At 61.7% G+C, this 20013-nt stretch carries 22 protein-coding genes; 13 read left to right on the forward strand and 9 right to left on the reverse strand.

From position 1 onward, the window contains the following. The first annotated feature begins 556 nt into the window (after positions 1-556). The 6 genes from P3G66_RS02335 (at position 557) to P3G66_RS02360 (ending at position 4744) form a co-directional block, all read left to right on the forward strand. Complete coding sequence (locus P3G66_RS02335) at positions 557-1498, forward strand: Ig-like domain-containing protein (RefSeq protein WP_256519856.1); 942 nt, start codon at positions 557-559, stop codon at positions 1496-1498. A gap of 218 nt (positions 1499-1716) precedes the next feature. Then, positions 1717-2226, forward strand: coding sequence for an alternate-type signal peptide domain-containing protein (locus P3G66_RS02340; RefSeq protein ID WP_019745196.1), 510 nt, complete (start codon positions 1717-1719; stop codon positions 2224-2226). Positions 2227-2241: 15 nt separating this feature from the next. Next, positions 2242-2784, forward strand: coding sequence for a hypothetical protein (locus P3G66_RS02345; protein WP_019745195.1), 543 nt, complete (start codon positions 2242-2244; stop codon positions 2782-2784). A 65-nt stretch (positions 2785-2849) separates the two neighbouring features. Beyond that, positions 2850-3521 (forward strand): signal peptidase I, encoded by a 672-nt coding sequence (locus P3G66_RS02350; protein WP_276116134.1) that lies wholly within the window; start codon positions 2850-2852, stop codon positions 3519-3521. Positions 3522-3530: 9 nt separating this feature from the next. Then, the gene (locus tag P3G66_RS02355; RefSeq protein WP_116057901.1) at positions 3531-4136 is read left to right on the forward strand and encodes a SipW-dependent-type signal peptide-containing protein; all 606 of its coding nucleotides are present in this window, start codon (positions 3531-3533) and stop codon (positions 4134-4136) included. Next, positions 4133-4744 (forward strand): signal peptidase I, encoded by a 612-nt coding sequence (locus P3G66_RS02360; protein WP_276116135.1) that lies wholly within the window; start codon positions 4133-4135, stop codon positions 4742-4744. Before P3G66_RS02355 ends, P3G66_RS02360 begins: the two co-directional genes overlap by 4 nt. A gap of 384 nt (positions 4745-5128) precedes the next feature. On the opposite strand, the gene P3G66_RS02365 is transcribed toward P3G66_RS02360, so the two are convergent. Further along, the gene (locus tag P3G66_RS02365) at positions 5129-5578 is read right to left on the reverse strand and encodes a hypothetical protein (RefSeq protein ID WP_225320133.1); all 450 of its coding nucleotides are present in this window, start codon (positions 5576-5578) and stop codon (positions 5129-5131) included. Between P3G66_RS02365 and P3G66_RS02370 the strand changes: the two genes are divergently transcribed. Then, positions 5565-5819, forward strand: a complete 255-nt coding sequence (locus tag P3G66_RS02370) for a hypothetical protein (RefSeq protein ID WP_225320132.1) — start codon at positions 5565-5567, stop codon at positions 5817-5819. The two genes, P3G66_RS02365 and P3G66_RS02370, sit on opposite strands and share 14 nt — an antisense overlap. 7 nt (positions 5820-5826) lie before the next feature. Here P3G66_RS02370 and P3G66_RS02375 read toward each other — a convergent pair whose 3' ends face one another. Together P3G66_RS02375 and P3G66_RS02380 are read right to left on the reverse strand one after the other, a co-directional pair. Next, positions 5827-6237 carry a limonene-1,2-epoxide hydrolase family protein gene (locus P3G66_RS02375; RefSeq protein ID WP_276116136.1) on the reverse strand — a complete coding sequence of 137 codons (411 nt, stop codon included), beginning with the start codon at positions 6235-6237 and terminating at the stop codon, positions 5827-5829. Further along, positions 6234-7475 carry a cytochrome P450 gene (locus tag P3G66_RS02380; RefSeq protein ID WP_064443758.1) on the reverse strand — a complete coding sequence of 414 codons (1242 nt, stop codon included), beginning with the start codon at positions 7473-7475 and terminating at the stop codon, positions 6234-6236. The genes P3G66_RS02375 and P3G66_RS02380 overlap by 4 nt, the downstream gene beginning before the upstream one ends. A 185-nt stretch (positions 7476-7660) precedes the next feature. On the opposite strand from P3G66_RS02380, the gene P3G66_RS02385 reads away from it, so the two are divergent. The 4 genes from P3G66_RS02385 to P3G66_RS02400 all read left to right on the forward strand — a co-directional run bounded on the left by P3G66_RS02385 (position 7661) and on the right by P3G66_RS02400 (position 11733). After that, positions 7661-8215, forward strand: coding sequence for a helix-turn-helix domain-containing protein (locus P3G66_RS02385; RefSeq protein WP_276116137.1), 555 nt, complete (start codon positions 7661-7663; stop codon positions 8213-8215). Positions 8216-8337: 122 nt separating this feature from the next. Further along, positions 8338-9486, forward strand: coding sequence for a TetR/AcrR family transcriptional regulator (locus P3G66_RS02390; RefSeq protein ID WP_031330833.1), 1149 nt, complete (start codon positions 8338-8340; stop codon positions 9484-9486). A 58-nt stretch (positions 9487-9544) separates the two neighbouring features. Next, the gene (locus P3G66_RS02395; RefSeq protein ID WP_276116138.1) at positions 9545-10672 is read left to right on the forward strand and encodes an acyl-CoA dehydrogenase family protein; all 1128 of its coding nucleotides are present in this window, start codon (positions 9545-9547) and stop codon (positions 10670-10672) included. After that, positions 10669-11733, forward strand: a complete 1065-nt coding sequence (locus tag P3G66_RS02400) for an acyl-CoA dehydrogenase family protein (protein WP_064443760.1) — start codon at positions 10669-10671, stop codon at positions 11731-11733. The genes P3G66_RS02395 and P3G66_RS02400 overlap by 4 nt, the downstream gene beginning before the upstream one ends. Before the next feature lie 19 nt (positions 11734-11752). Here P3G66_RS02400 and P3G66_RS02405 read toward each other — a convergent pair whose 3' ends face one another. Further along, positions 11753-13291 carry a long-chain fatty acid--CoA ligase gene (locus P3G66_RS02405; protein ID WP_073513617.1) on the reverse strand — a complete coding sequence of 513 codons (1539 nt, stop codon included), beginning with the start codon at positions 13289-13291 and terminating at the stop codon, positions 11753-11755. 191 nt (positions 13292-13482) lie between these two features. Here P3G66_RS02405 and P3G66_RS02410 point away from each other — a divergent pair, with 191 nt between their 5' ends. Beyond that, complete coding sequence (locus P3G66_RS02410) at positions 13483-14520, forward strand: phosphatidylinositol-specific phospholipase C domain-containing protein (RefSeq protein ID WP_073513616.1); 1038 nt, start codon at positions 13483-13485, stop codon at positions 14518-14520. Between the two features lie 75 nt (positions 14521-14595). Continuing rightward, entirely contained in the window at positions 14596-15372 is a 777-nt protein-coding gene (locus P3G66_RS02415) for a trans-aconitate 2-methyltransferase (RefSeq protein WP_054825167.1), read from the forward strand. Between the two features lie 27 nt (positions 15373-15399). On the opposite strand, the gene P3G66_RS02420 is transcribed toward P3G66_RS02415, so the two are convergent. The 5 genes from P3G66_RS02420 to P3G66_RS02440 all read right to left on the reverse strand — a co-directional run bounded on the left by P3G66_RS02420 (position 15400) and on the right by P3G66_RS02440 (position 19989). Next, the gene (locus P3G66_RS02420; RefSeq protein ID WP_003939988.1) at positions 15400-16395 is read right to left on the reverse strand and encodes a glycine betaine ABC transporter substrate-binding protein; all 996 of its coding nucleotides are present in this window, start codon (positions 16393-16395) and stop codon (positions 15400-15402) included. Then, positions 16392-17171, reverse strand: a complete 780-nt coding sequence (locus P3G66_RS02425; protein WP_007731455.1) for an ABC transporter permease — start codon at positions 17169-17171, stop codon at positions 16392-16394. The genes P3G66_RS02420 and P3G66_RS02425 overlap by 4 nt, the downstream gene beginning before the upstream one ends. A 41-nt stretch (positions 17172-17212) precedes the next feature. After that, positions 17213-18424, reverse strand: a complete 1212-nt coding sequence (locus tag P3G66_RS02430; RefSeq protein ID WP_007731456.1) for an ATP-binding cassette domain-containing protein — start codon at positions 18422-18424, stop codon at positions 17213-17215. Beyond that, the gene (locus P3G66_RS02435; protein ID WP_019745160.1) at positions 18421-19068 is read right to left on the reverse strand and encodes an ABC transporter permease subunit; all 648 of its coding nucleotides are present in this window, start codon (positions 19066-19068) and stop codon (positions 18421-18423) included. The genes P3G66_RS02430 and P3G66_RS02435 overlap by 4 nt, the downstream gene beginning before the upstream one ends. 300 nt (positions 19069-19368) lie before the next feature. Beyond that, complete coding sequence (locus P3G66_RS02440; protein ID WP_007731458.1) at positions 19369-19989, reverse strand: malonic semialdehyde reductase; 621 nt, start codon at positions 19987-19989, stop codon at positions 19369-19371. Positions 19990-20013: the final 24 nt, after the last annotated feature.

Below are 20013 nucleotides of genomic sequence, written 5' to 3' on the forward strand. Positions count from 1 at the left end.
GCTGGTTTCGGAGCGCGCGAGAGTTTGTCCTGGCCGGCCGATCCGGCGGGGCGCAGCGATCGATGGCGCCCGTGTCCGTGGCGCTAGTGGACGAAATGCGGGGGTCTCGAAACGGCTCGATCCTTCTGTTTGCTCGAGGGTCGCTGTTCTCGGCGAGTTCGTTCGTGGATTCCCGGACATACCAAGAGTATCTAGAACTTGTTCTTGTTTGGATCGGAATGAATCGCCCGTTCGATCGCAGAACACTTTTTGGTAAATAGTTGCGATGCACAGCTAACTATTTCTAACGGTACTGGTCAGGGTGCAGAAGTAGCCCTTGAGGGATGTCGAAATTCCTTCTGAACGTTTGACCAGTAAAACCGCCACAAAAGCTGATACGTGTGATAAAAATTGATCCGAAGCGGAGCGGTTGCTATGTATGAGCGAGGGCATGCACAGCGTCACGGTTCGGCTCGCAAGCTTTCTGCAACATGTTTGGCACCGATGGCGGATGTACCTCGTTCCGCCATCTCTTCACCCAATGCCCGGCAACGGGACAGACGAAATGAGTCTTCACATGCCTCGATTTTTCCCGGTCGGGGACGGACGAGAATCCCGTCTCCCCCGGCGCGCCACTGCTGTGTTGGCGGCTCTGCCGGCTGCACTGCTCCTCGCGACCTCGGGTGCGCTGCTTGCACCTGGTAGCGCCGCGGCCGCCCCGGGCGACGACATCACTGACCAGTGCCTGGAGATGTCCCAGAACGGTGGACCCTGGGTGAAGCCGGCGGCCTTCGATCCCAGTGGAACCGACTACATCCCGATCCCCGGTGACGAGGGCACGCAGTTGGCCTTCAACGTTCGTAATGTCTGCGACCTTCCTGCCACGCTCACTCTTTTCAGTGAGAGCTGGTCCGTCTCGGGCGGCGGCACTGCGACAGTGCGGGGCAAGCTCGACGGCCAGGTCGGCCAGCAGTTCGTGATTGGACCGAATGCGAATTCGTCGACGCGGATCGAGCTGGTGAAAACGCCTCTCGCGCAGAACGCCAACGTGATGGCTGGTTTCATGATCGGCATCCCTGCCGGCGAAGTTTTGCAGGGATACGAGATCAACCCCGGCTGGGGTCTGGTCCTGGTGGAGGGCGAGCCTGCCGTGGTCGCCCCTAGTGCTCCGACCGACTTGTCTCTGGGCGCCGCCGAAGTAGAGGCGGGTACACCCGTCAAGGTCTCCGGCAAGGCAGAGCCGAACAGCACCGTCACCGTCACCGGAGGCGGCGCCACCTGCACCGCCACCGCGGATACGAGTGGGAACTTCAGCTGCAACCTGACGATCACCACGCCCGGCAGTCATCCGATCACCGCCACTGCGACAAATGAGGGTGGGACCAGCCCGGCCTCTACCGCGGTGACGGTGAAGGTCACGGCGAAATCCACCGATCCAGGTGGCAGCAGCAGCGGTTCGCTCGGAAGTAGCACCGGTTCGCTCGGAAGTCTCGACCTGTTCGGCAGCCTCGGCGGATAACCACTCCGGCCCAACCGGCCACTTAGACCTCGCGATGCGCGGGGCGATCTCGACCATCTCCGCGCATCGCCAACCTTCTCGGTCACCGAATTCAATTCGGCGGCTTCATTTCCCATGCCCCTTCCTGGGGCTGTTTCACCGGAGTGCACATCCGCACGGCCCGGGCTCAACCAAGCGCGTCGGATGTCCCGCCGCGAACTGCACAGGAGGAATACCAGATGAACAAGACCACAAAGGGTGCCATCGCCGCTGGTGCGGCTGCCGTTCTGCTCGCCGGCGGTGCCGGAACCATGGCCGCGTGGAACTCGTCCACCAACGGTGGCGCTCCGCAGACGGTTGGCGCCGGTTCGCTGTCGGTCGAGCAGGTCGGCGCCGGCGTGTGGAAGTGGGCAAACGGCAGTACCTTCAATCCCGCGAGCGACCTGATTGTGCCCGGTGATGTCGTCACCTACACCGCGAACTACAGCATCGACCTCGTTGGCACGAACCTGAAGGCGAAGTTGACGCCTTCGCTCACGGGGGTCACCGGAGACCTCGTTACGCTGAATCAGCTGACCGTGGCCCCGGCTAGTGGCACCGTGACTACATACACCGCCGGCCTGGATCAGGCGGCAACGTTCACGACCACCATCACATTCAACGCGGGGGCCGCGGGCGACAACACCGGTCAGACGAAGACCGCCAGCCTCGCCGGCGGCGCGGTCACCCTCGAGCAGACGCTCAACTAAGCCAAAGAAGGTCACGTGAAGACCCAGTACAAATGGGCGATCGCAGCGTCGTCGGTTCTGCTCATCGGGTTCGTCTCGGTGCAGCAGACCGGCGCGCTGTGGCGCGATACCGCAGAATCGACCGGCGGCACTATCCAGGCAGGCATGCTCGATATCTCTGCCGGCGGTGAAGGGGTCAAGCAGTTCAACCTCGATGGGTTCAAGTTGGACAACAAGGGCCCGGGCGACAGCATTCAGATGCCTCTGCCGGTGATCAACTCCGGCAACGTGCAAATGAACTACGTGCTTTCCGATGTTGTACTCAACGGCGCGACCCCACCGCCGCTGAGCCTGCGCGTGGCCAAGGTAGCCAACGAGGCGGCCTGCACCGCCACTGGCGACGTGGGCACTGAGCTCTACAACGGTGCCATGGACGGCGCGGCCTTTTCCGAACAGCTGGTTCCGGCCGGGCAGATGCAGGTGTTGTGCCTGCGGGCCACGTTGGGCCAGGGCGCGGCAGCGAGCCAGCAGTCCAACGCGACGTTCACTTTCGACGCAAGCTCAGTGAGCCAGTCATGACCGTCACCGCGAGAAGCCGGCGTGCAGGCGAACGTGCCGAGTATCGACCCCGGCACAGCGCACACGTGGAAACATCTGAGCGGCAACATGATCCCGAACAAGGCGGAGACGACAAGACCACCCTATGGTGGTGGACTCGCACCATCGTCTCGTGGGTACTGCTGCTGCTGATGGTCGGCATTCTCGCGGTGATGGTCGTTATCCCTCGACTCACCGGCTCCACCGCGTACACGGTTCTCACCGGTTCGATGGAACCGACCATGCCCCCTGGCACGCTCATCGTGGTCAAGCCGACCCCTAACGAGGATCTGACCACCGGGGACGTGATCACGTTCCAGCCCGTCTCCGGCGATCCAGCGGTGGTCACCCACCGCATCGAAGGCATCTATTACACGGGGGAAGGGGAGCGTCGCATCCACACTCGCGGCGACAACAACCCTATCGCCGACTCATGGTCGTTGGTGCCCGAGCAGATCTGTGGTCGGGTCATTTATTCGGTGCCGTATCTGGGCCGGGTGAACTCGGTGATCAACGGGCAATCGCGTTCGATTCTCACTACGGGCGTGGCTGCGGGCCTGGCTGTATATGCCGTGTGGATGGTCGTCAGTGGCATCCGCGACAAGCGGGGCAAGGCCGGTGACGACGAAAGCGGCACCGACTCGACTCTTTCCGGCCCGGAGTTCGGCGCGCCGGTATTGCCCGCCGATCCATCGGCACCAACCTCCGAATCGAAATAGGACAGCAGAATGTCTACAGAACAGAAATCGGGCGGCGACGCGCGTCTCGGGGCGCGGATGCGAAGCCGTCTGGGCGAGACCGGTTGGATACGGACCCGGGCCGTGCTCTCACTGGGCATGGTCCTGGGCCTCGGAGCGGTCGGCACGATGGCGGCGTGGTCCGACAGCGCTACTGCGACCACCGGCATGTTCAGCACTTCGTCGGTCCAACTGAAAGTCGACAACCAGCGGCCCGCACACCAATTCACCGAACTCAAGCGCAACAGCATGCTGCCAGGCCAGAGTGAGGCCGGAGCATTGACGGTTCAGAACACCGGAACGGCCAACTTCCAGTGGGCGGTATCGGCAACGGCCACTGGCTCGTCCGCGCTGATCGGGAAGCTCAAGGTTTCGCTACATCAGACCGGCGCCAACGACGGCAGTACCTGTTCAGGACCGATCATCGGGACGCAGCAAGCGGTCTCCGGGAACCCGACACTCGTCTCTGGCCGATCACTCGCTGCCGGTGTTTCGGAGCAGGTGTGCATCAAGGTGACCGTCGATTCGACCGCGGGTCAGACGGAGCAGTTCAAGATCGCCGATCTGGGCTTCAACTTCACCGCAACGGGGCAGTGATCATCGCGATGGACAGCACCGATGAGGAGGTGAGCGTGGGACGCAGTCGTGGCAAGGAAATTGCCTTGAATGTGGCTGCGGTCGCCGGGCTCATCTGCATAATCGCCACTCTCGCGTCCCTGATATTCGGGATCAAACCACTGGTGTTTCGCTCGGGTTCGATGGAACCTGCAATTTCCACCGGTGCGCTGGCGCTGGCGAAGACCGTGCCTGCAACTGAATTGGCTGTCGGCGACGTGATCAGCGTCGACAACGACCAAGGCGTGCGCATCACCCACCGCGTTGTCGAACTCGAATCGGCAGGAGCGGACACCGTGCTCGCCACGCTCAAGCGCGATGCCAACAATGTGGCTGATCGACTGCCCTACACCATCACCGAGGCCGACCGAGTGTTCATCAGCGTCGGCGGGCTCGGCTATGTCGTTGCTTGGCTTTCCAGCCCGCTCGCAACCTTCCTTGGCGGCGGATTGGTAGGCGCGGTGCTGGTCATCGCATTTGGACGAACTAAAGACCGGCGTCTGGAGAATGCCCGCGCCGCCACTACAAATGACGCCCGCGTCGATGCTGACGAAACCTGCGGGGAGCTTCAGGAGGCTCATAATGATTGAAATGCGACGGGCTAGCACCCGCATGAAGTCGCTGCGGTCGTTGATCGCTGTCGGCGGCGCTGCTGCAATGGCTTTCGGTCTGGCTCAGGCCACTGGGACGTTGGCAAATCCAACTGACGTGGTCAATTCGACTGGCGCACAGGTGGCGACGGGCAACTTCTATCCGACGCCGCTGACCGCAAGTATCGGGTGCTCGACCTCAGGTTCTGTCACGAGCCAACGTGGAAACCCCTATTGGAGCGCTGTACCCGGGGCAACGGGTTACAAGGTCGAACTGATGAACAGAAGTAACAACACCGTCAAGGACACAAGGACCTTCACCGCTACGCAACTTCAGTGGTCGAGCGTATCTGACTCGGATCGCTCGGGACTTTACATCAGGGTCTACACCATAAATGGCCCGATGACCTCGTCGGGATATACAACCGGCGCCGGCATGTCTTTCAAAGACTGGGTTAGTGGTCGCACCGCGTGCGAGGGTAGTTCGAGCACAAGCAAGCCAAACCAGGCTTGGGAGAACGTCTCCACCTGGGATCCGAGCACCCCGGCGCCGAACGGCGCGAACCCTCTGAGCAGGATGCAGGCCGAAGCGATGGTTGCGACCGAGCCGGAAGCTGTCGAGTCGGAATCGACCACCTCACAAGCTCCGTCGACGAGCGAGACCGCCTCTCCGACAACGCCTACCGAGCCGACGAGCACAACCGAGGCCCCGACCACCACGACGACACCGAACACGACGACACCGAACACGACAACCTCGGCACCGACTACGCCGGGAACCACGTCGCCGGAGACTTCTCCGACAGCGGACCCGAAGCCGGTGCTTACTGACACAGTCGAGAATGGTGGTCTCACCGGAGGCTGGACCGCGGGTGGAAACAAGGTTGCGGTCGTCGACGCCGACGGCAACGAACTCGCAAGCGGCCGTGTCGAATCGGGTTCCACTCTGCACTGGTACAACGGCCAGTTGTGGATTGTGGGGGCAACCGAGGTCTACCGCATCATGGAGTCGCCGCAGGACGGCACGTGGAAGTTCTACAAGGACAGCGGGCAGAACATGCCTGACTTCGGCTAGCGGCTCATCACTCGACCTCTCGACTGTGCCCCCGGGTCTCCGGACCCGGGGGCACGGACAACAGTTTGTTGATCGGCGCAAGATCGAAATAGTCACGCCATGCAACAATTTTCGAGTCCACGATCTCGAAGATCCCCATAACCGGCAGGACTACGTGTTTGTCGCCGAGGTCGAATCGGTCGGTCCGTTCGTTGAGTACAGTCGCACCGTTGGCGTACTGGTGATGAATCGTGAATTCGATCCCACCGAAGGCCGAAATGAAGCCTTCCAGGAAATTCAGGATCTCGGTGCGTCCGACGATCGGGGCCATCGGAATATTATGGTAGACAGCATCTTCACTGAAGTACGACGCGATTGTCTCGGCGCTACCCATCTTCCACTCGGCGCAGAAAGCAGTGACCAGTTCTTCGGGACTCATGGTGTGACCTCTCGGTGTGGTGAGACGTTCAGGTGCACACGCTGATGGCGGCGTACGAACATGCTGGGGACCCAACGGGGTGGGGATTCGGAATCGATTGTGAAGTGCGCACTGTTTTCGAGAAGGACTGCGATCGCGATCTTTGCTTCCAGACGAGCCAGCGCGGCCCCGACACAGAAATGTGCTCCTTTGCCGAAGGCGAAATGTGCTCGGGGATTGACTCTGTCGAGGTTCATCACCTGTGGTTCGACGAACGACTCGGGGTCGCGGTTCGCCGAACCCCACAGCAGTATGAGATGACTGCCGGCGGGCAGTGTCATGCCACCGAGTGTCGTGTCCGCGTTGACATGTCGGTGATGTCCGCGAAAGGGTGACTCGAGCCTGAGCGTTTCTTCCAGGAACGCGCCCACGAGTAGAGGGTCCTCGCGCAGCTGCGTCTGAATCTCAGGGCGCTCGGCGAGCAACCGTGCAGAGTTGGCGATCAGTCCGGCGGTCGATTCGCCACCCGCACCGACGAGTTGCACCAACATCAGCACGGCCACGTCTTCGCTGAGTTCGCCTGCGTCACAGCAACGGACGAGGTCTCCGAGTAGATCATCCACCGGGTGAGCCCGTGCCTCACGAAACTTGCTGTAGAGGTACCCGGTGAGTTCGGCCGCCGAGGTGACGACGCCTGTCAACCGTTCTGCGGTCACGATGCCGCTGAGAAGTTCGGTGCTGTCGTACGACCACGCCAGCAATTGGGGGACGTCGTGTGCCGGCAGGCCGATCAGCGTGGCAACCATCTGCAGCGGCAGCGTGTCCGCTACCGACGTGACCCATTCGATCCGTCGACCGTCGAAGCCGTTGTCCCACAACTGCTGCGTGTACTCGGTCATCACCGGCTCGAGTGCTCGTATACGTTTGGCGACCAGTGTCGGCAAGACAAGTTTGCGCTGGTGCTGATGGTCGGGCTCGTCGGCAGTCGCGAGAACGTGAACAGCTTGGCCGCCGCCGTTCATGTCGAAGGTCACGGCCGAACCGTCCGGTGTACGAACCAGCACGCCGGTGAGGTTGTTGGAGAAGTCGTCGGTACGGGAAACGGCTTCGGTGACCAATTCCCACGTGGACACCAGATAGAAGTCGGTATCAGGAATGCGGTACACGGGGTGCCGGCGCCGGAGTACGTCGTATAGCGGGTACGGGTCGTCGATGTTCGACGGCAGGAAAGGGTTGATGTCGAGCGTCGATAGTGTCACGAAGGGAAGATTTCACGGCCGTCGAGGAGAAGTCAACAGGTGGAAAATGCCTCTGAACTGGCATTTTGAGAAAATCTCACGCACTTCAACCCCCTCGTACTTCTCCCAGTTCAGAGGCTCGCGGCCTTCCGTAGCCTTGAGATTTCTGATTGAATCTGTCTCAGAGTGAGACGAGGTGACGGAGAGTGACCGGTGCAAACGAGCGCCGCGCCGCCGACTGGTTGGCCGGCGGTAACCGCCGTGAACTCGCAACCGAGCGCATCTTCGCGGCTGCGGCAGAGCTGATTCGAGAACAGGGATTCGATCGGTTCAACGCCGACGACGTCGCTGCCCGCGCAGGCTGTTCGAGGGCAACGCTCTACCGCTACGTAGGTGGCAAGTCCGCGATCCGCGAGGGGTTGTTGTCACGAGGCGCGGCATCCGTGGCGAGCAAGGTCGCGACTGCCGTCGAATCACTGCACGGCGACGAGCGCATCGTGGAGTCGATCCTCGTCGCCGTCGACGCGATCAGATCCGACGCTGCCATGAGCCACGGCCTTGCGGCAGCGCGGGCCAACGGAATCGACGAGTATCTCGTGTCCTCGCCGTTGCTCCCGCGTACTGCACTGGAACTTGCAGGATTGGATCCTGAAGGTCAAGATTCGCAGTGGGTGGTTCGGATCGTGTTGATGCTGTTGGCGTGGCCTCTTGCAGACAGGGCCGCCGAACGAGGGATGGTCGAGTCGTTCATCTACTCCTGAGCGGGATTCCGTGTTCGTGAACGGTGCATCGGATCGTCGCTGCTGTAGACGGTTCGGTTCATTGCTTCATTCCTCGGCTCGGTACTCTGAGCTTGTCCGCTGCCGCGAAGGAGAGAGTCACGATGGTCGTACGCAGGCCCCGCGACCGTAAGCAGCAGATTCTTGCGGCTGCAGGTGAGCTTTTCCGTGAGCACGGTTATCACAACGTGTCTGTCGCTCAGGTGGCTGCTGCAGTTGGAATCACGGCACCTGCGCTCTATCGGCACTTCAAGAACAAGCCGGATCTCCTCTACGCCGCGGTCAACGCAGGCATCGAATCGCTCTACGATCGGGTCGCAGGTGCCGAGGATCTGAAAACACTGATCACCGAACTTGCGGCATCGGTGTCCAAACGTCGGGGTCTGTCGCTCCTGTGGCAGCGAGAGGCACGCTATCTGCCTGACGAGCAACGAGAGGAAATGCGTTCGACCCTCAAGAGTGCAGCTTCGCGCGATGCAGTGCTGATCCGAATTGAGCGTCCCGACCTCGACGAGGAAGACAGCTATCTGCTCGCCTGGGCTGTCATCGCAGTCTTCAACAGTGTGTCTTCGCATCGAGTGTCCTTGCCGAGGCGTCAGATGGAACTGCTGCTTGTCGAGTTGGCAGACCGCGCTGCATACGCGGAACTGGGTCGCTCAGAAGTGAAAGTCGTGGCGGCAACGGGTCACCTGCCCGTTGTGATACCCAGACGTGAACTCTTGTTGACCGAAGCAATTCGGCTGTTCGACGAGCGTGGATATCAAGCAGTCAATACCGAGGACATCGGTGAGGCTGCAGGAACGACAGGCCCGAATGTGTACAACCACTTCGATGCCAAGATCGACCTGCTGATCTCCGCGGTCTCGAGGGGCGGCGAGCGTCGCCGGCTCGGCGTTGCACAGGCTCTCGGCGCCGCAACCGGCCCGGAGGACGCGCTGTCCGGATTGCTTGCCGCACATATCGATTTCGCGATCAACGAGCGTCATTTGATCGGGTTGTTGATCAGCGAACTCGACCAATTACCGGACAAGTTCCGCCGCACGTGTGAACAGAATCAACGTGAGTACGTCGCGCTATGGGTCAAGATGCTCGAAGAAGTCCGTCCGGGCCTCGAGTCCGCCACCGCCAGGATCACCGTCAATGCCACTTTGACAGTTGTGGAGAACGCCGTCCGAATCGGCCGGCTTCGCCGTCGCGACGACCTGTCGGACAGACTCTTCGAGATCGGCTGCGCCCTGCTGCTGGGCGCATGAAAAATTCGGGTAAGCGCCACGGGCGGCGGATCGACTCACGAAACTGATCGGAGACGTCATGCGTTTCGATGCAACAGAACTGACGAGCGAGGAGCTTGCTCTTCAGGCTGAAGTGCGGGAGTACCTCGACAAGCGACTCACCCCCGGTACCTACTCGCTCGGACTCGGGATGGCCGGGGCGGTGGATCCGGTGTTCTCGCGAGATCTGGGTCGACGTGGGTGGCTCGGCATGTCGCTGCCGAAGGAATACGGCGGGGGCGGACGGTCAGCAGTGGATCGATTGGTCGTCGTCGAAGAACTTCTCGCGCGGGGAGCGCCGGTCGGCTATCACTGGATCGGAGACAGACAATCGGGTCCGAGCATCGCCGCCAACGGCACGGAAGAACAGAAGCGGTCCTTCCTTCCCGGTATCGCGAGCGGTGAGTTCTCGTTCTCGATCGGGATGAGTGAGCCCGACTCGGGTTCGGACCTGGCATCGGTGCGCACTCGCGCCGAACGTGTCGATGGTGGCTGGAAAGTCAACGGCACCAAGATCTGGACCACCGGCGCCTTCCACGCCACACACATACTCGCCCTGCTTCGAACCTCGGCAGACAAGCACAACGGACTCACTCAGCTGATCGTCGATCGCGACAGCGAGGGCCTGACCGTCTCACCCATTCCGTTCATCGACGGTAGTGAGGACTTCTGCGAGGTGTCGTTCCAGGATGTTTTCGTGCCGGATTCGCGTCGCCTCGGAGACGTCGGAGCGGGCTGGGGACAAAACACCGGTGAACTCGCACTCGAGCGAGGTGGCGTCGACCGTTGGATGTCGCTGATGCCGGTCCTCGAGAACTTCGCGGCCAACCAAGCAGCGCAAGGCGGTCCAGCTGCCCTCGCCGATCTGGGCTCGATTACCGCACGCTGCTGGGCTTTTCGCGGGATGTCGCTGTCCATCGCACGGATGGTCGACGCCGGTCGCTCGCCGGTCACGGAGGCCGCGCTGATCAAGGAGATGGCAACACGCTTCGAACAGGACTGTGTTGCGACCGTCGCGCGGCACCTCGGCCGGGTTCCGGACCTTGCATCCGACGATCCGTACGAGTCGCTGCTCGCCCGGGCCGTGCTGGTGGCGCCGTCGTGGTCGATTCGCGGCGGTACCAACGAAATTCTCCGCACCGTGATCATGAAAGGGTTGGACCGATGAATTCGGGGTCACAGATCAACGCGTATACATTCGACGCCGACCTCGAATCGATGGTCGAGCAATTTTTCGCCGAGAAGTCCGGCACCGAGGTGGTAGCGCAGGCGGAGATCGGCGGTCTGCCCGCCGGATTATGGAGCGCGGCAGTCGAACTAGGGTTACCTCTGGTCGGTCTTCCCGAATCGGTTGGTGGTTCCGGTGGCTCGCTCCTCGACGCCGTGACTGTCCAGCGCGCGGCGGCGAGGCACGCTGCGCCGCTGCCGCTCGCCGAGACGTACCTCGCGGGCAGGCTGGCAACAGCGGGCGGGTTACCCGTGCCCTCCGGAATCGCAACGGTCGCCCCGGGTTCGCCGCGCGACGATGTGCGCCGGACCGACGACGGTTTCCTGTCGGGAACCTTTCACGACGTGCCGTGGGGTAGTGCCGCATCAGTGCTGGCAGCAGTTCTCGGTGATCGCGTCGTACTCCTTGACATCTCCGACGCCGAGATCGGTGGCGGGACGGATCTTGCGGGGCAACCGCGTGAGAGCCTGACGTTCTCCGAAGCGCGGACCATTGACGGCGACAACCCGGTCGATGCCCGGATTCTCAGCAAGCTCGGCGCGTTCTTGCGCTCGGTGCAGATGTCGGGAGCGATGGAGTCGGCGTCGACGTTGACCCGGCGCTATGTGTCCGACCGGGTGCAATTCGGTAGGCCCGTCGCGCAGTTTCAAGCAGTCCAGCAGCATATCGTGACGCTTGCTCAGATGGCTTCGATGTCCACGCTGGCCGTCGATCGCACTGCACATGCACTCATCAGAGGCGACGCCGACTTCGAAGTGAGCGCAACCAAATTGGTGGTTTCGCAGAATGCGCTCGTGAGCGTCCGCGCCGCCCACCAGGCACACGGTGCAATCGGCATGACCCGCGAATACCGATTGCAACAACTGACGCGTCGACTGCACGCCTGGCGATCGGAGTTCGGCGACGAAGTCGCGAGTGCGACGCAACTAGGAGAGGCCGTAGCGGCGTCGCCGTCACTGCACCGCTTGATCACCGACCCAGAACCGACATTGAAGCTGTAATCCTGACCGTCGTAAAGGATTACGTTGCGTTGCAACGAAGATCGCGCTTCAGCACCTTGCCTGCTGCCGACAGCGGCAATGCATCGACGAATTGGAAGGTGCGCGGAGATTTGTATCCGGCTATCAGCGTTTTCACGTGAGCGCGCAGTTCGTCGGCGTCGGCGTCGAAACCATGCCGAAGGACGACCACGGCATGGACACGCTCGCCCCACTGGGCATCGGGCAGACCGATCACGGAACAGGCCGCGACGGATTCGTGTTGTGCCAGAGCGTTTTCGACCTCGGTGGAGTAGACGTTCTCGCCACCGGTGACGATCATGTCCTTGATGCGATCGACGATGAACAGGTAACCGCGGGCGTCGAGGTATCCGGCGTCGCCGGTATGCATCCACCCGCTGCGGAGCACTTCTGCGGTCTCCTTCGGTTTGTTCCAGTATCCGAGCATGACGTGGCTGCCGAACGTGACGATTTCGCCCACCTTGCCGGGTGGGAGTTCCGAGCCGGCCGGGTCGACGATTTTCACCTCGCAATGAGGGAGCGCGCGACCAGCGCTGCGGAGGAGATCACCACCTTCGAGGTGATCGGCTGGACTCAGCATGCTGATGTGCGCGGTTTCAGTCATCCCGTAGCCCTGAGCGAAGGAACTGTTGGGGAACATTTGCATGACCTGCGCGAGAAGCGTCGGAGATATGGGCGATGCGCCGTATCTCAGGATCCTGACGCTGGACAGATCGTAGGTGGTTGCGTCTTCGCCCGTTTCGTTTTTGTGGGCGACCAACATCTGGAGCATTGTCGGCACCAGACCCACGGTTGTCGGGCGATAGCGGTCCACGGCCTCGAGGAACGTCCGTGGGCTGAAGTTCGGTACGAAGACCTGGGTTCCACCCATCAGCGACTGAGCCAACCATCCGACGATCCCGGCAATGTGAAACAGAGGGTTCACCGCGAGGTTCGTTCCGTTGCTGATTGCCACGCCGCCTGCCGCGAGAGTGCCCAGCGCCGAGGTCATCAGCGCTTGATGGCTGATCATCACGCCCTTCGGCACTCCGGTGGTCCCGCCGGTGTAGAGGAGTAGTGCAAGCGTGTCGCCGCCGACGCGCAGATCGTCGACCGGAATCGCCTCCGCGATCACCCGTTCGTAGTCGAGCATTCCGTCCGGAACTCGGTCGTTGCCGCAGTAGACGACAGTGGTCAGCCCTGGACACGCCTCGCGAAGGGTAGATCCGACGGAAGCAAAATTCTCGTCCACGAGTAATACCGTCGACCCTGAATCTTCCAGGGCGTACCTGATTTCCGCCGTGCTCCAGCGAGAATTGACCGGACTGGCCACTGCTCCGAACCACCAGCAGGCCAGGAGCGCCTCGTGGTAATAGTCGGAGTTCGATGCCAAGATCGCGACTCTGTCACCGGTGCGCAGGCCCAACGTCTGCAGCCCGCCCGCGAGCTTTTTGATCCGGTCGACCGATTCGCGAGACGTGCGCACTCGGCCGTCGGAGATCGTCATCACCGCTTCGGGCGACGCTCGTAGGGATCGGTGAACGAATTGAGTCAGCTGCATGCGATTCCTCCTGCGAGTGTGCGGCGAGTGCTCTGACTCGGATCAGTTCCGGCACTGATGCTATTGGCCTGACAATTGCCCTCACCCACCGCCTGAAATCATGCCCCACTCCGATGCAATCTAGGACGATCGTCCAGTTAACTCTGACGATTCCATCCTGCCGCGGGGTGATTTCTGCGAGAGTGTCGAACATGCGAGCAATCCTGGTAGCCGGTATGAGTGCGTTCGTGGCGGTCGTCTCGGCGCCCTCTGCCGGCGCCGAAACGACTACGAACCAAGTGCGCTCGTTTTCCGAGACCACGTCAGTCGGGGTCCACAATTCCTACGAGAAGGCGACGTTTCCGTACTTCGCCGACGCTTTGGATTCCGGGGCGTCGTTGCTCGAGCTGGACCTGTGGACCAACGGGGGCGGTCCGGACTGGCGTGTGTCGCACATGAATCCGGTGGCGAGCGAGAGCAACTGCGTCGGCGCTCAGGACGCATCCGGGTTGCGAAGCGGTCTACGAGATCAGGGATTCCGTGGATGCCTGGCAGATATGCGGGCGTGGCACGAGGCCAATCCCGAGCACCCGCCGGTGATGATCAAGTTGGAAATCAAGGACGGGTTCACTGCCGGGTACGGACGTGGGCCCGCGGATCTCGACGCCCTGATTCTCGGGACACTCGGAGACGCGGTTTTCACGCCGGCCGATTTGATGGGGGAGTCCTACTCCACCCCGGATGCCGCCGTCACCGAGCGTGGATGGCCGAGCAATTCCGAAATGACCGGGAAATTTCTGTTCGAGCTGATACCGGGAACGATCGAGGAGGGAAACCCTCTCGATACGGAGTGGACGGACCGGCAGTATGCGACGCACCTGCGAGATCTGTCCTCCGCCGGGCTCGTCGAACTCAGCGCCGCCTTTCCCGCTGTTCACCGTGCATCACCGGGAGACCCACGTCTCGACCGCTATACCGACCCGGGGATCCGTCCGTGGTTCGTGATTTTCGACGGCGACGCTCTCGACTACACCGCCGGAGTCGTGGATCCGAGTTGGTACCACGATCGCGGCTACCTGCTCGTCATGACCGACGCGCACAAGGTCGCTCCGCAGATCGACGGAACCCATGCCACCGAAACCGAGGCGAGCGAGCGTCTCGACCTGTTGGCCGGGCAGCACGCAAGTTACATCACCGCGGACTGGTCGAGGTTGCCGAACGTACTGTCCACCGTGGTGCCGCGTCGGTGATTTTCGAAAGGCCGGATCGTGAAGAGCGAGATCTGACGGGCGGCAATTCTCAGGAACAGGGTGCAGGATGGGTTCATGCGCACTGTCACGTGGAATCCCGAAGTCTACGGCCGCTATTCGGGTGAGCGGTCACGCCCGTTCGTGGACCTGGTGTCACGGGTGGCCACCGAAGACCCGACGCGGGTAGCCGACCTCGGCTGCGGATCAGGCACCCTGACCGCGATGCTCGGGGAAAGATGGCCGGACGCCTCGGTATCCGGATTCGACTCGTCTCCCGAAATGGTCGCGCAGGCCCCTACAGACCTACCGGGAAACGTCACCGTCGAGTTGGGGGACATCATGTCCTTCGACGCCACCGGTTACGACGTGGTCGTCAGTAACGCTGCATTGCAGTGGGTTCCGAGCCATCGCGAGCTGATCGACCAGTGGACGGACACCCTGGAATCCGGATCGTGGCTGGCGTGGCAGGTGCCGGGTAACTTCGATGCTCCGTCCCATGCGCTCATGCGAGATCTCGCGGAATCAGCGGAATGGAGTGAGCGACTGGGTGGCGTCCTACGCGGCCCGGAAGGCGTCGACAGTCCAGTTCAGTACGCGCAGCGTCTCCAAGAACACGGATTCGACGTCGACGCCTGGGAGACGACGTACGTACACGTGCTGGCAGGTGCCGACCCGGTGCTCGGATGGGTACGGGGGACGGGGTTACGACCCGTGCTCGACGTTCTCGGCGAAGCTGACGCTCCGGAGTTCGAGCGTCAGTATTCCGATCTGCTGAGGGAGGCCTACCCCGCAACAGCCGCGGGAACGCTCTTTCCGTTCCGGCGGGTGTTCTGCGTCGGACGCAAACGGTAACTACTCGGCTGGGTTGCGGTCAGCCGATCACTGCGCCGTGACAAAGCCTTCCGAGACCAGCCAGTCGCGGGCCACGTCCGCCGGCTCCTTGCCGTCGACGTCGACCTGCCGGTTGAGCTCGGTCATCACCTCGTTGGTCAGTCGCTCCGAGATCGGTGCCATGACTTCTGCTACCTGCGGATGTGCTTCCGCGAAGTCCTTTTTCATCACCAGTGCCGGATTGTATTTCGGGAAGAACTGGAGATCGTCGTCGAGCAGAACGAGATCGAGTGCGATGATGCGACCGTCGGTGGTGAACACCTCGCCGAACTTGCACTGATCGCCATCGGCTGTCGCCTGGTAGATGATGCCGGTCTGCAGGATCTGGCGTTGGGCACGAGAGGCGTCGAAACCGTATTTCGCTGCCAGGCCGGGATATCCGTCCTGGCGGACGTTGAACTCGGTCTCGACGCACGTCACCGCAGCTCCGGGATCGGATTCGACCAACTTCGCGTAGTCGGAAACGGTCTTGACACCGGTCTTCTCAGCGGTCTCCTTGCTCATCGCCAATGCATACGTATTGTTCATCGGCGCCGGATCGGTCCACACCATGTCGTTCGCAGCAAGGTCCGCATCGCGGACGGCCTCGAACTGCGCCTGCGAATCGGGAAGCGGTGTCTCGTTGCCGAGGTAGTTGATCCAGCCGGTTCCGGTGTATTCGTACGCAAGATCGATCTGGCCGTTCAACTGTGCGTCACGGGTGCTGTTCGAGCCCTGGATGTTCGTGAGGTCTCGAACATCCGCGCCCGCAGCGGCCATCGCGAATTCGATGACGTACCCGAGCACGATCTGCTCGGTGAAGTCCTTGGAGCCGACGGTCATCTTCACACCCTCGAGCTCCGGAACCGGCTCGATGCTGCCGGGGCCGACGGCCAGGGGCAGTGCGCCACCGGACTCGAGACCACACGAAGCGACAAGTGTGAGGCCGATCGTGGCAACCGCGAGTTTCCAGCCCCACGTTCTGGTGATCGAAGTCTTGGTCATCGCAATCCCTTGGGCCCGAGATAAGTTTCGGCGAGCGCGCCGAGCCAGTCGATCAGCAAGGCCAACGACACCGCCAGTACGGCACCGACCACGAGGGTGACGTTGTCGCGGAGCTTGTATCCGGTGTCGATCAGAATGCCGAGTCCGCCGGCACTGACCAGGAAGCACAGCGTCGCGGTACCGACGGCCAGAACGAGCGAAGTACGCAGTCCTGCAAGGATGTACGGGACGGCCATCGGGAACTCGAGTTGACGCAGGACCGTGAGCGAAGACATTCCCTGCCCGCGCCCCGCATCGATCAAGGTCTTGTCCACTTGCTGGTAGCCGAGGATGGTGTTGCGCAGCACCGGAAGCAACGAATAGAACGCGATGGGAAACACGCCGATCCAGAAGCCGGTCGTTCTTGTCGCGAGATAGAACAGCACGAGCAGGCCGATGGCAGGCGCTGCGGCTCCGATGTTGGCTATTCCCACGAAGAACGGTGCCAGGCGGGTGAATTTCGGCCTGGTCAACAGGGTTCCGAGTGGAACCGCGATGGCGACGACGATGATGACCACGGCGGCCGTGATCAGTACGTGCTGCCAGGTCAGTGTGACGATGTTGTCGAGATTGATGCTCGCCTTCTGCGTCGCGTTGAGATCTCGGCTGAATGCCCAGATCAACACGCCCGCAACCAGGATCAGGACGATGACCGGCTGGACATACAGTCGCATCCGTTCCGCACGGCGCGTGGCGGCGTTCTCGGCCGCACCCAGATCGGGGGCGTCCGGTTCCATCTCAGGCGCGGAGACGCGCTCCTCTGTCGTGGCAGTCATGTTCAACCCTCGACGTTCTCGGTGTCTGGCTCTTCGTCGTGGTCGTGCGCATGCTCCTCGCGCATTTCGGAAAGATGGCTGACCAGTGTGTCGATGGTGATGAGACCGACGTACTCGCCACGCCGTCCGGTGACCACGGTGGACGCATTGCTCTCTGCGAGAAGAGCTTCCAACGCATCCTGCAGGGTGGACTGGATGGACACGGCTTCGCCGATCTCGTTACCGACACCTCGAAGAGTCGACGCATGGGCGAGGTGGCCGGGCGAGACCCAGCGAAGCGGCCGTCCGCGCTGATCGAGAATCAGGGCCCACTTCCACTTACGCGCTGCGAGTGCGGTTCTCAAATCATCGACCGAATCGGTTTCGCGGGCGGTGAGGCACTGCTTGAGTTTGATCTGGCGCACGCGTGTCAGGGTCAGCTGCTTGAGCGAGGCGTCCGCCCCGACAAATCCGGCGACCATGTCGTTTGCGGGATTGGCGAGAATCGCTTCCGGAGTGTCGTACTGCATGATGCTGGACTGATTGCCCAGCACGGCAATACGGTCACCGAGTTTGACTGCCTCGTTGAAATCGTGGGTGACGAAGACGATGGTCTTACCCAACTCCGACTGCAGACGCATCAGTTCGTCCTGGAGCAGGCCGCGGGTGATCGGATCGACGGCACCGAAAGGTTCGTCCATCAACAGCACCGGAGGATCGGCAGCCAGCGCCCGTGCCACGCCCACACGCTGTTGCTGCCCGCCGGACAATTGGCGAGGGTAGCGGTCGCGATAGGTATCGGGATCGAGGCCTACGAGGTCGAGCATCTCGTCGGTGCGCGCTGCGATACGTTTCTTGTCCCAACCGATCAGACCCGGGACAGTCGCGACGTTCTTCGCAATCGTGAAGTGCGGGAACAAGCCTGCCTGCTGGATCGAGTACCCGATGCCACGGCGGAGCTTGTCCGGGTCGATCGACAGCGCGTCCTTGCCGTCGATGGTGATCTTGCCGGAGGTAGGTTCGATCAGGCGGTTGATCATGCGCATCGTCGTTGTTTTGCCGCAACCCGAAGGTCCGACGAAGACCACGATTTCACCGGCCGGAACAGTCAGCGAAACATTGTCCACCGCTGCAGCTTTCTGGCCCGGGTACCGCTTGGTGACGGACTCCAGGACGATCTCGACCCCGGATACCTTCTGATCTGTGGATACGTCAGACGGAATGGTTTCAGTCATTGCAGCCCCTTCGAAGTAGTGAGACGACCGATGACGACGTAGATTCCGTCGAGAATCAGAGCGAGAATGACGATCAGTACGGTGCCGACCAGCGCTTGCGGAACAGCATTCGGGCTACCGACACGCGAGAGTCCGGAGAAGATCAGGTTTCCCAGACCAGGACCTTTGGCGTACGCCGCGATGGCGAGGATGCCCATGAGCATCTGTGTACTGACCCGCATGCCGGTGAGGATCGACGGCCACGCGATCGGTAGCTCGATTCGACTCAGTACGTGCATGCGATTCATTCCGACACCGCGGGCTGCGTCCGTGATCGCCGGGTTGACTGCATCCAGACCGATGATCGTGTTCCGAATGATCGGGAGCAGGGCATACAAGATCAACGCGGTGATCGTGGGAGCGACGCCGAGACCGAGAATCGGAATGAGCAGTCCGAGGAGGGCGAATGAAGGAACCGTCAGGATCGTGCTGGCCAACGCCGTAGCGATGGAGGATCCCGCCGGGCTCCGGTAGACGAGAATGCCGATGATCACGGCGGCAATCGTCGCGATGATCACGGACTGGATAACTGCTGAAACATGTAGGTACGAGTCGGTCATCAATTGTTGTCGTCGTGCAACGACAAAATCCCATAGGGCGCCCATATTTCCGAACCCACTTTCTTCGGACTTCTGCTCGCTCGAACGTCTTCCCTCGACACCGACCGGCGCACAAGGGCTTTCCCCGCAGCCTCCGTAGGCCGAGGGGTTTCCCTCGACTGTCGTCCAAAAACTGAGATACTGCAACTAATTCCGATTGCAGCGTGTCGGATGTTGTTCTGGACGTGAGATTTTGCGAGACGCGGGTATGTACCCACTGCGGGCAGAGTTGAAACGCGCTGGAGATGGCAAAGCGGGAGAGTTCCGCAGAACTCTCCCGCATTGCTTGGTTTGTCCGAATTGTCCTCAGGCCCAGCTGAGCGCATCCTCATCGGAGAGGCGCGGCAGACGATCGAACCAGGGGTTCTCACCGGGATGGCCGATGTTCACCACGAGGATCGTCTTGAAACGTCCGTCTGCGAAGAATTCGCCGTCGATGCCGTCGGCGTCGAACCCGGCCATCGGGCCGGCGACCAGACCCTGTGCGCGAATCGCGAGGATCACGTAGCCGGCCTGAAGTGCGGCATTGAACCGACTCGTCGAACTGGCGGCAGCCTCGTCGGATTCGAAGTAGTCCTTCATCTCCGGGCGAATGGGGAACAGGTTGGGGATGTGCTTGTAGAACTCGGTGTCCACCGCCAGAACGGCAACTGCAGGAGCGGCCTCGGTCTTGGCTTTGTTGCCGTCTGCCATGTGCTCGACGAGGCGTGCTTTGCCTTCCTCGGTACGGACGAACAGCACACGTAGCGGATTGGTGTTGGCCGCGGTCGGTGCCCACTTCGCGAGCTCCCAGATCGCAGTCAGTTCGTCGTCGGTCACAGGTTCGTTCGAGAAGGAGTTGGCGGTGCGAGCCGCAGTGAAGAGGAGTTCGCGGCCGGCTTCGTCGAGTTGCTGGGCGGTGAATGGGGTGGCTGCGTCGAGAGACATCGGGGGTTTCCGTTCCGTGGTAGC

It is taken from the genome of Rhodococcus sp. C3V (assembly GCF_029269915.1).
Taxonomy (GTDB): Bacteria; Actinomycetota; Actinomycetes; order Mycobacteriales; family Mycobacteriaceae; genus Rhodococcus_F; species Rhodococcus_F qingshengii.

What these genes read in the sequence shown, in the direction of transcription:
- P3G66_RS02335 (WP_256519856.1), top strand. Translation starts at nt 557, where the DNA reads ATGCCTCGATTTTTCCCGGTCGGGGACGGACGAGAATCCCGTCTCCCC.
- P3G66_RS02340 (WP_019745196.1), top strand. Translation starts at nt 1,717, where the DNA reads ATGAACAAGACCACAAAGGGTGCCATCGCCGCTGGTGCGGCTGCCGTT.
- P3G66_RS02355 (WP_116057901.1), top strand. Translation starts at nt 3,531, where the DNA reads ATGTCTACAGAACAGAAATCGGGCGGCGACGCGCGTCTCGGGGCGCGG.
- P3G66_RS02375 (WP_276116136.1), bottom strand. Translation starts at nt 6,237, where the DNA reads ATGAGTCCCGAAGAACTGGTCACTGCTTTCTGCGCCGAGTGGAAGATG.
- P3G66_RS02390 (WP_031330833.1), top strand. Translation starts at nt 8,338, where the DNA reads ATGGTCGTACGCAGGCCCCGCGACCGTAAGCAGCAGATTCTTGCGGCT.
- P3G66_RS02395 (WP_276116138.1), top strand. Translation starts at nt 9,545, where the DNA reads ATGCGTTTCGATGCAACAGAACTGACGAGCGAGGAGCTTGCTCTTCAG.
- P3G66_RS02400 (WP_064443760.1), top strand. Translation starts at nt 10,669, where the DNA reads ATGAATTCGGGGTCACAGATCAACGCGTATACATTCGACGCCGACCTC.
- P3G66_RS02405 (WP_073513617.1), bottom strand. Translation starts at nt 13,291, where the DNA reads ATGCAGCTGACTCAATTCGTTCACCGATCCCTACGAGCGTCGCCCGAA.
- P3G66_RS02410 (WP_073513616.1), top strand. Translation starts at nt 13,483, where the DNA reads ATGCGAGCAATCCTGGTAGCCGGTATGAGTGCGTTCGTGGCGGTCGTC.
- P3G66_RS02415 (WP_054825167.1), top strand. Translation starts at nt 14,596, where the DNA reads ATGCGCACTGTCACGTGGAATCCCGAAGTCTACGGCCGCTATTCGGGT.
- P3G66_RS02420 (WP_003939988.1), bottom strand. Translation starts at nt 16,395, where the DNA reads ATGACCAAGACTTCGATCACCAGAACGTGGGGCTGGAAACTCGCGGTT.
- P3G66_RS02425 (WP_007731455.1), bottom strand. Translation starts at nt 17,171, where the DNA reads ATGGAACCGGACGCCCCCGATCTGGGTGCGGCCGAGAACGCCGCCACG.
- P3G66_RS02430 (WP_007731456.1), bottom strand. Translation starts at nt 18,424, where the DNA reads ATGACTGAAACCATTCCGTCTGACGTATCCACAGATCAGAAGGTATCC.
- P3G66_RS02435 (WP_019745160.1), bottom strand. Translation starts at nt 19,068, where the DNA reads ATGGGCGCCCTATGGGATTTTGTCGTTGCACGACGACAACAATTGATG.
- P3G66_RS02440 (WP_007731458.1), bottom strand. Translation starts at nt 19,989, where the DNA reads ATGTCTCTCGACGCAGCCACCCCATTCACCGCCCAGCAACTCGACGAA.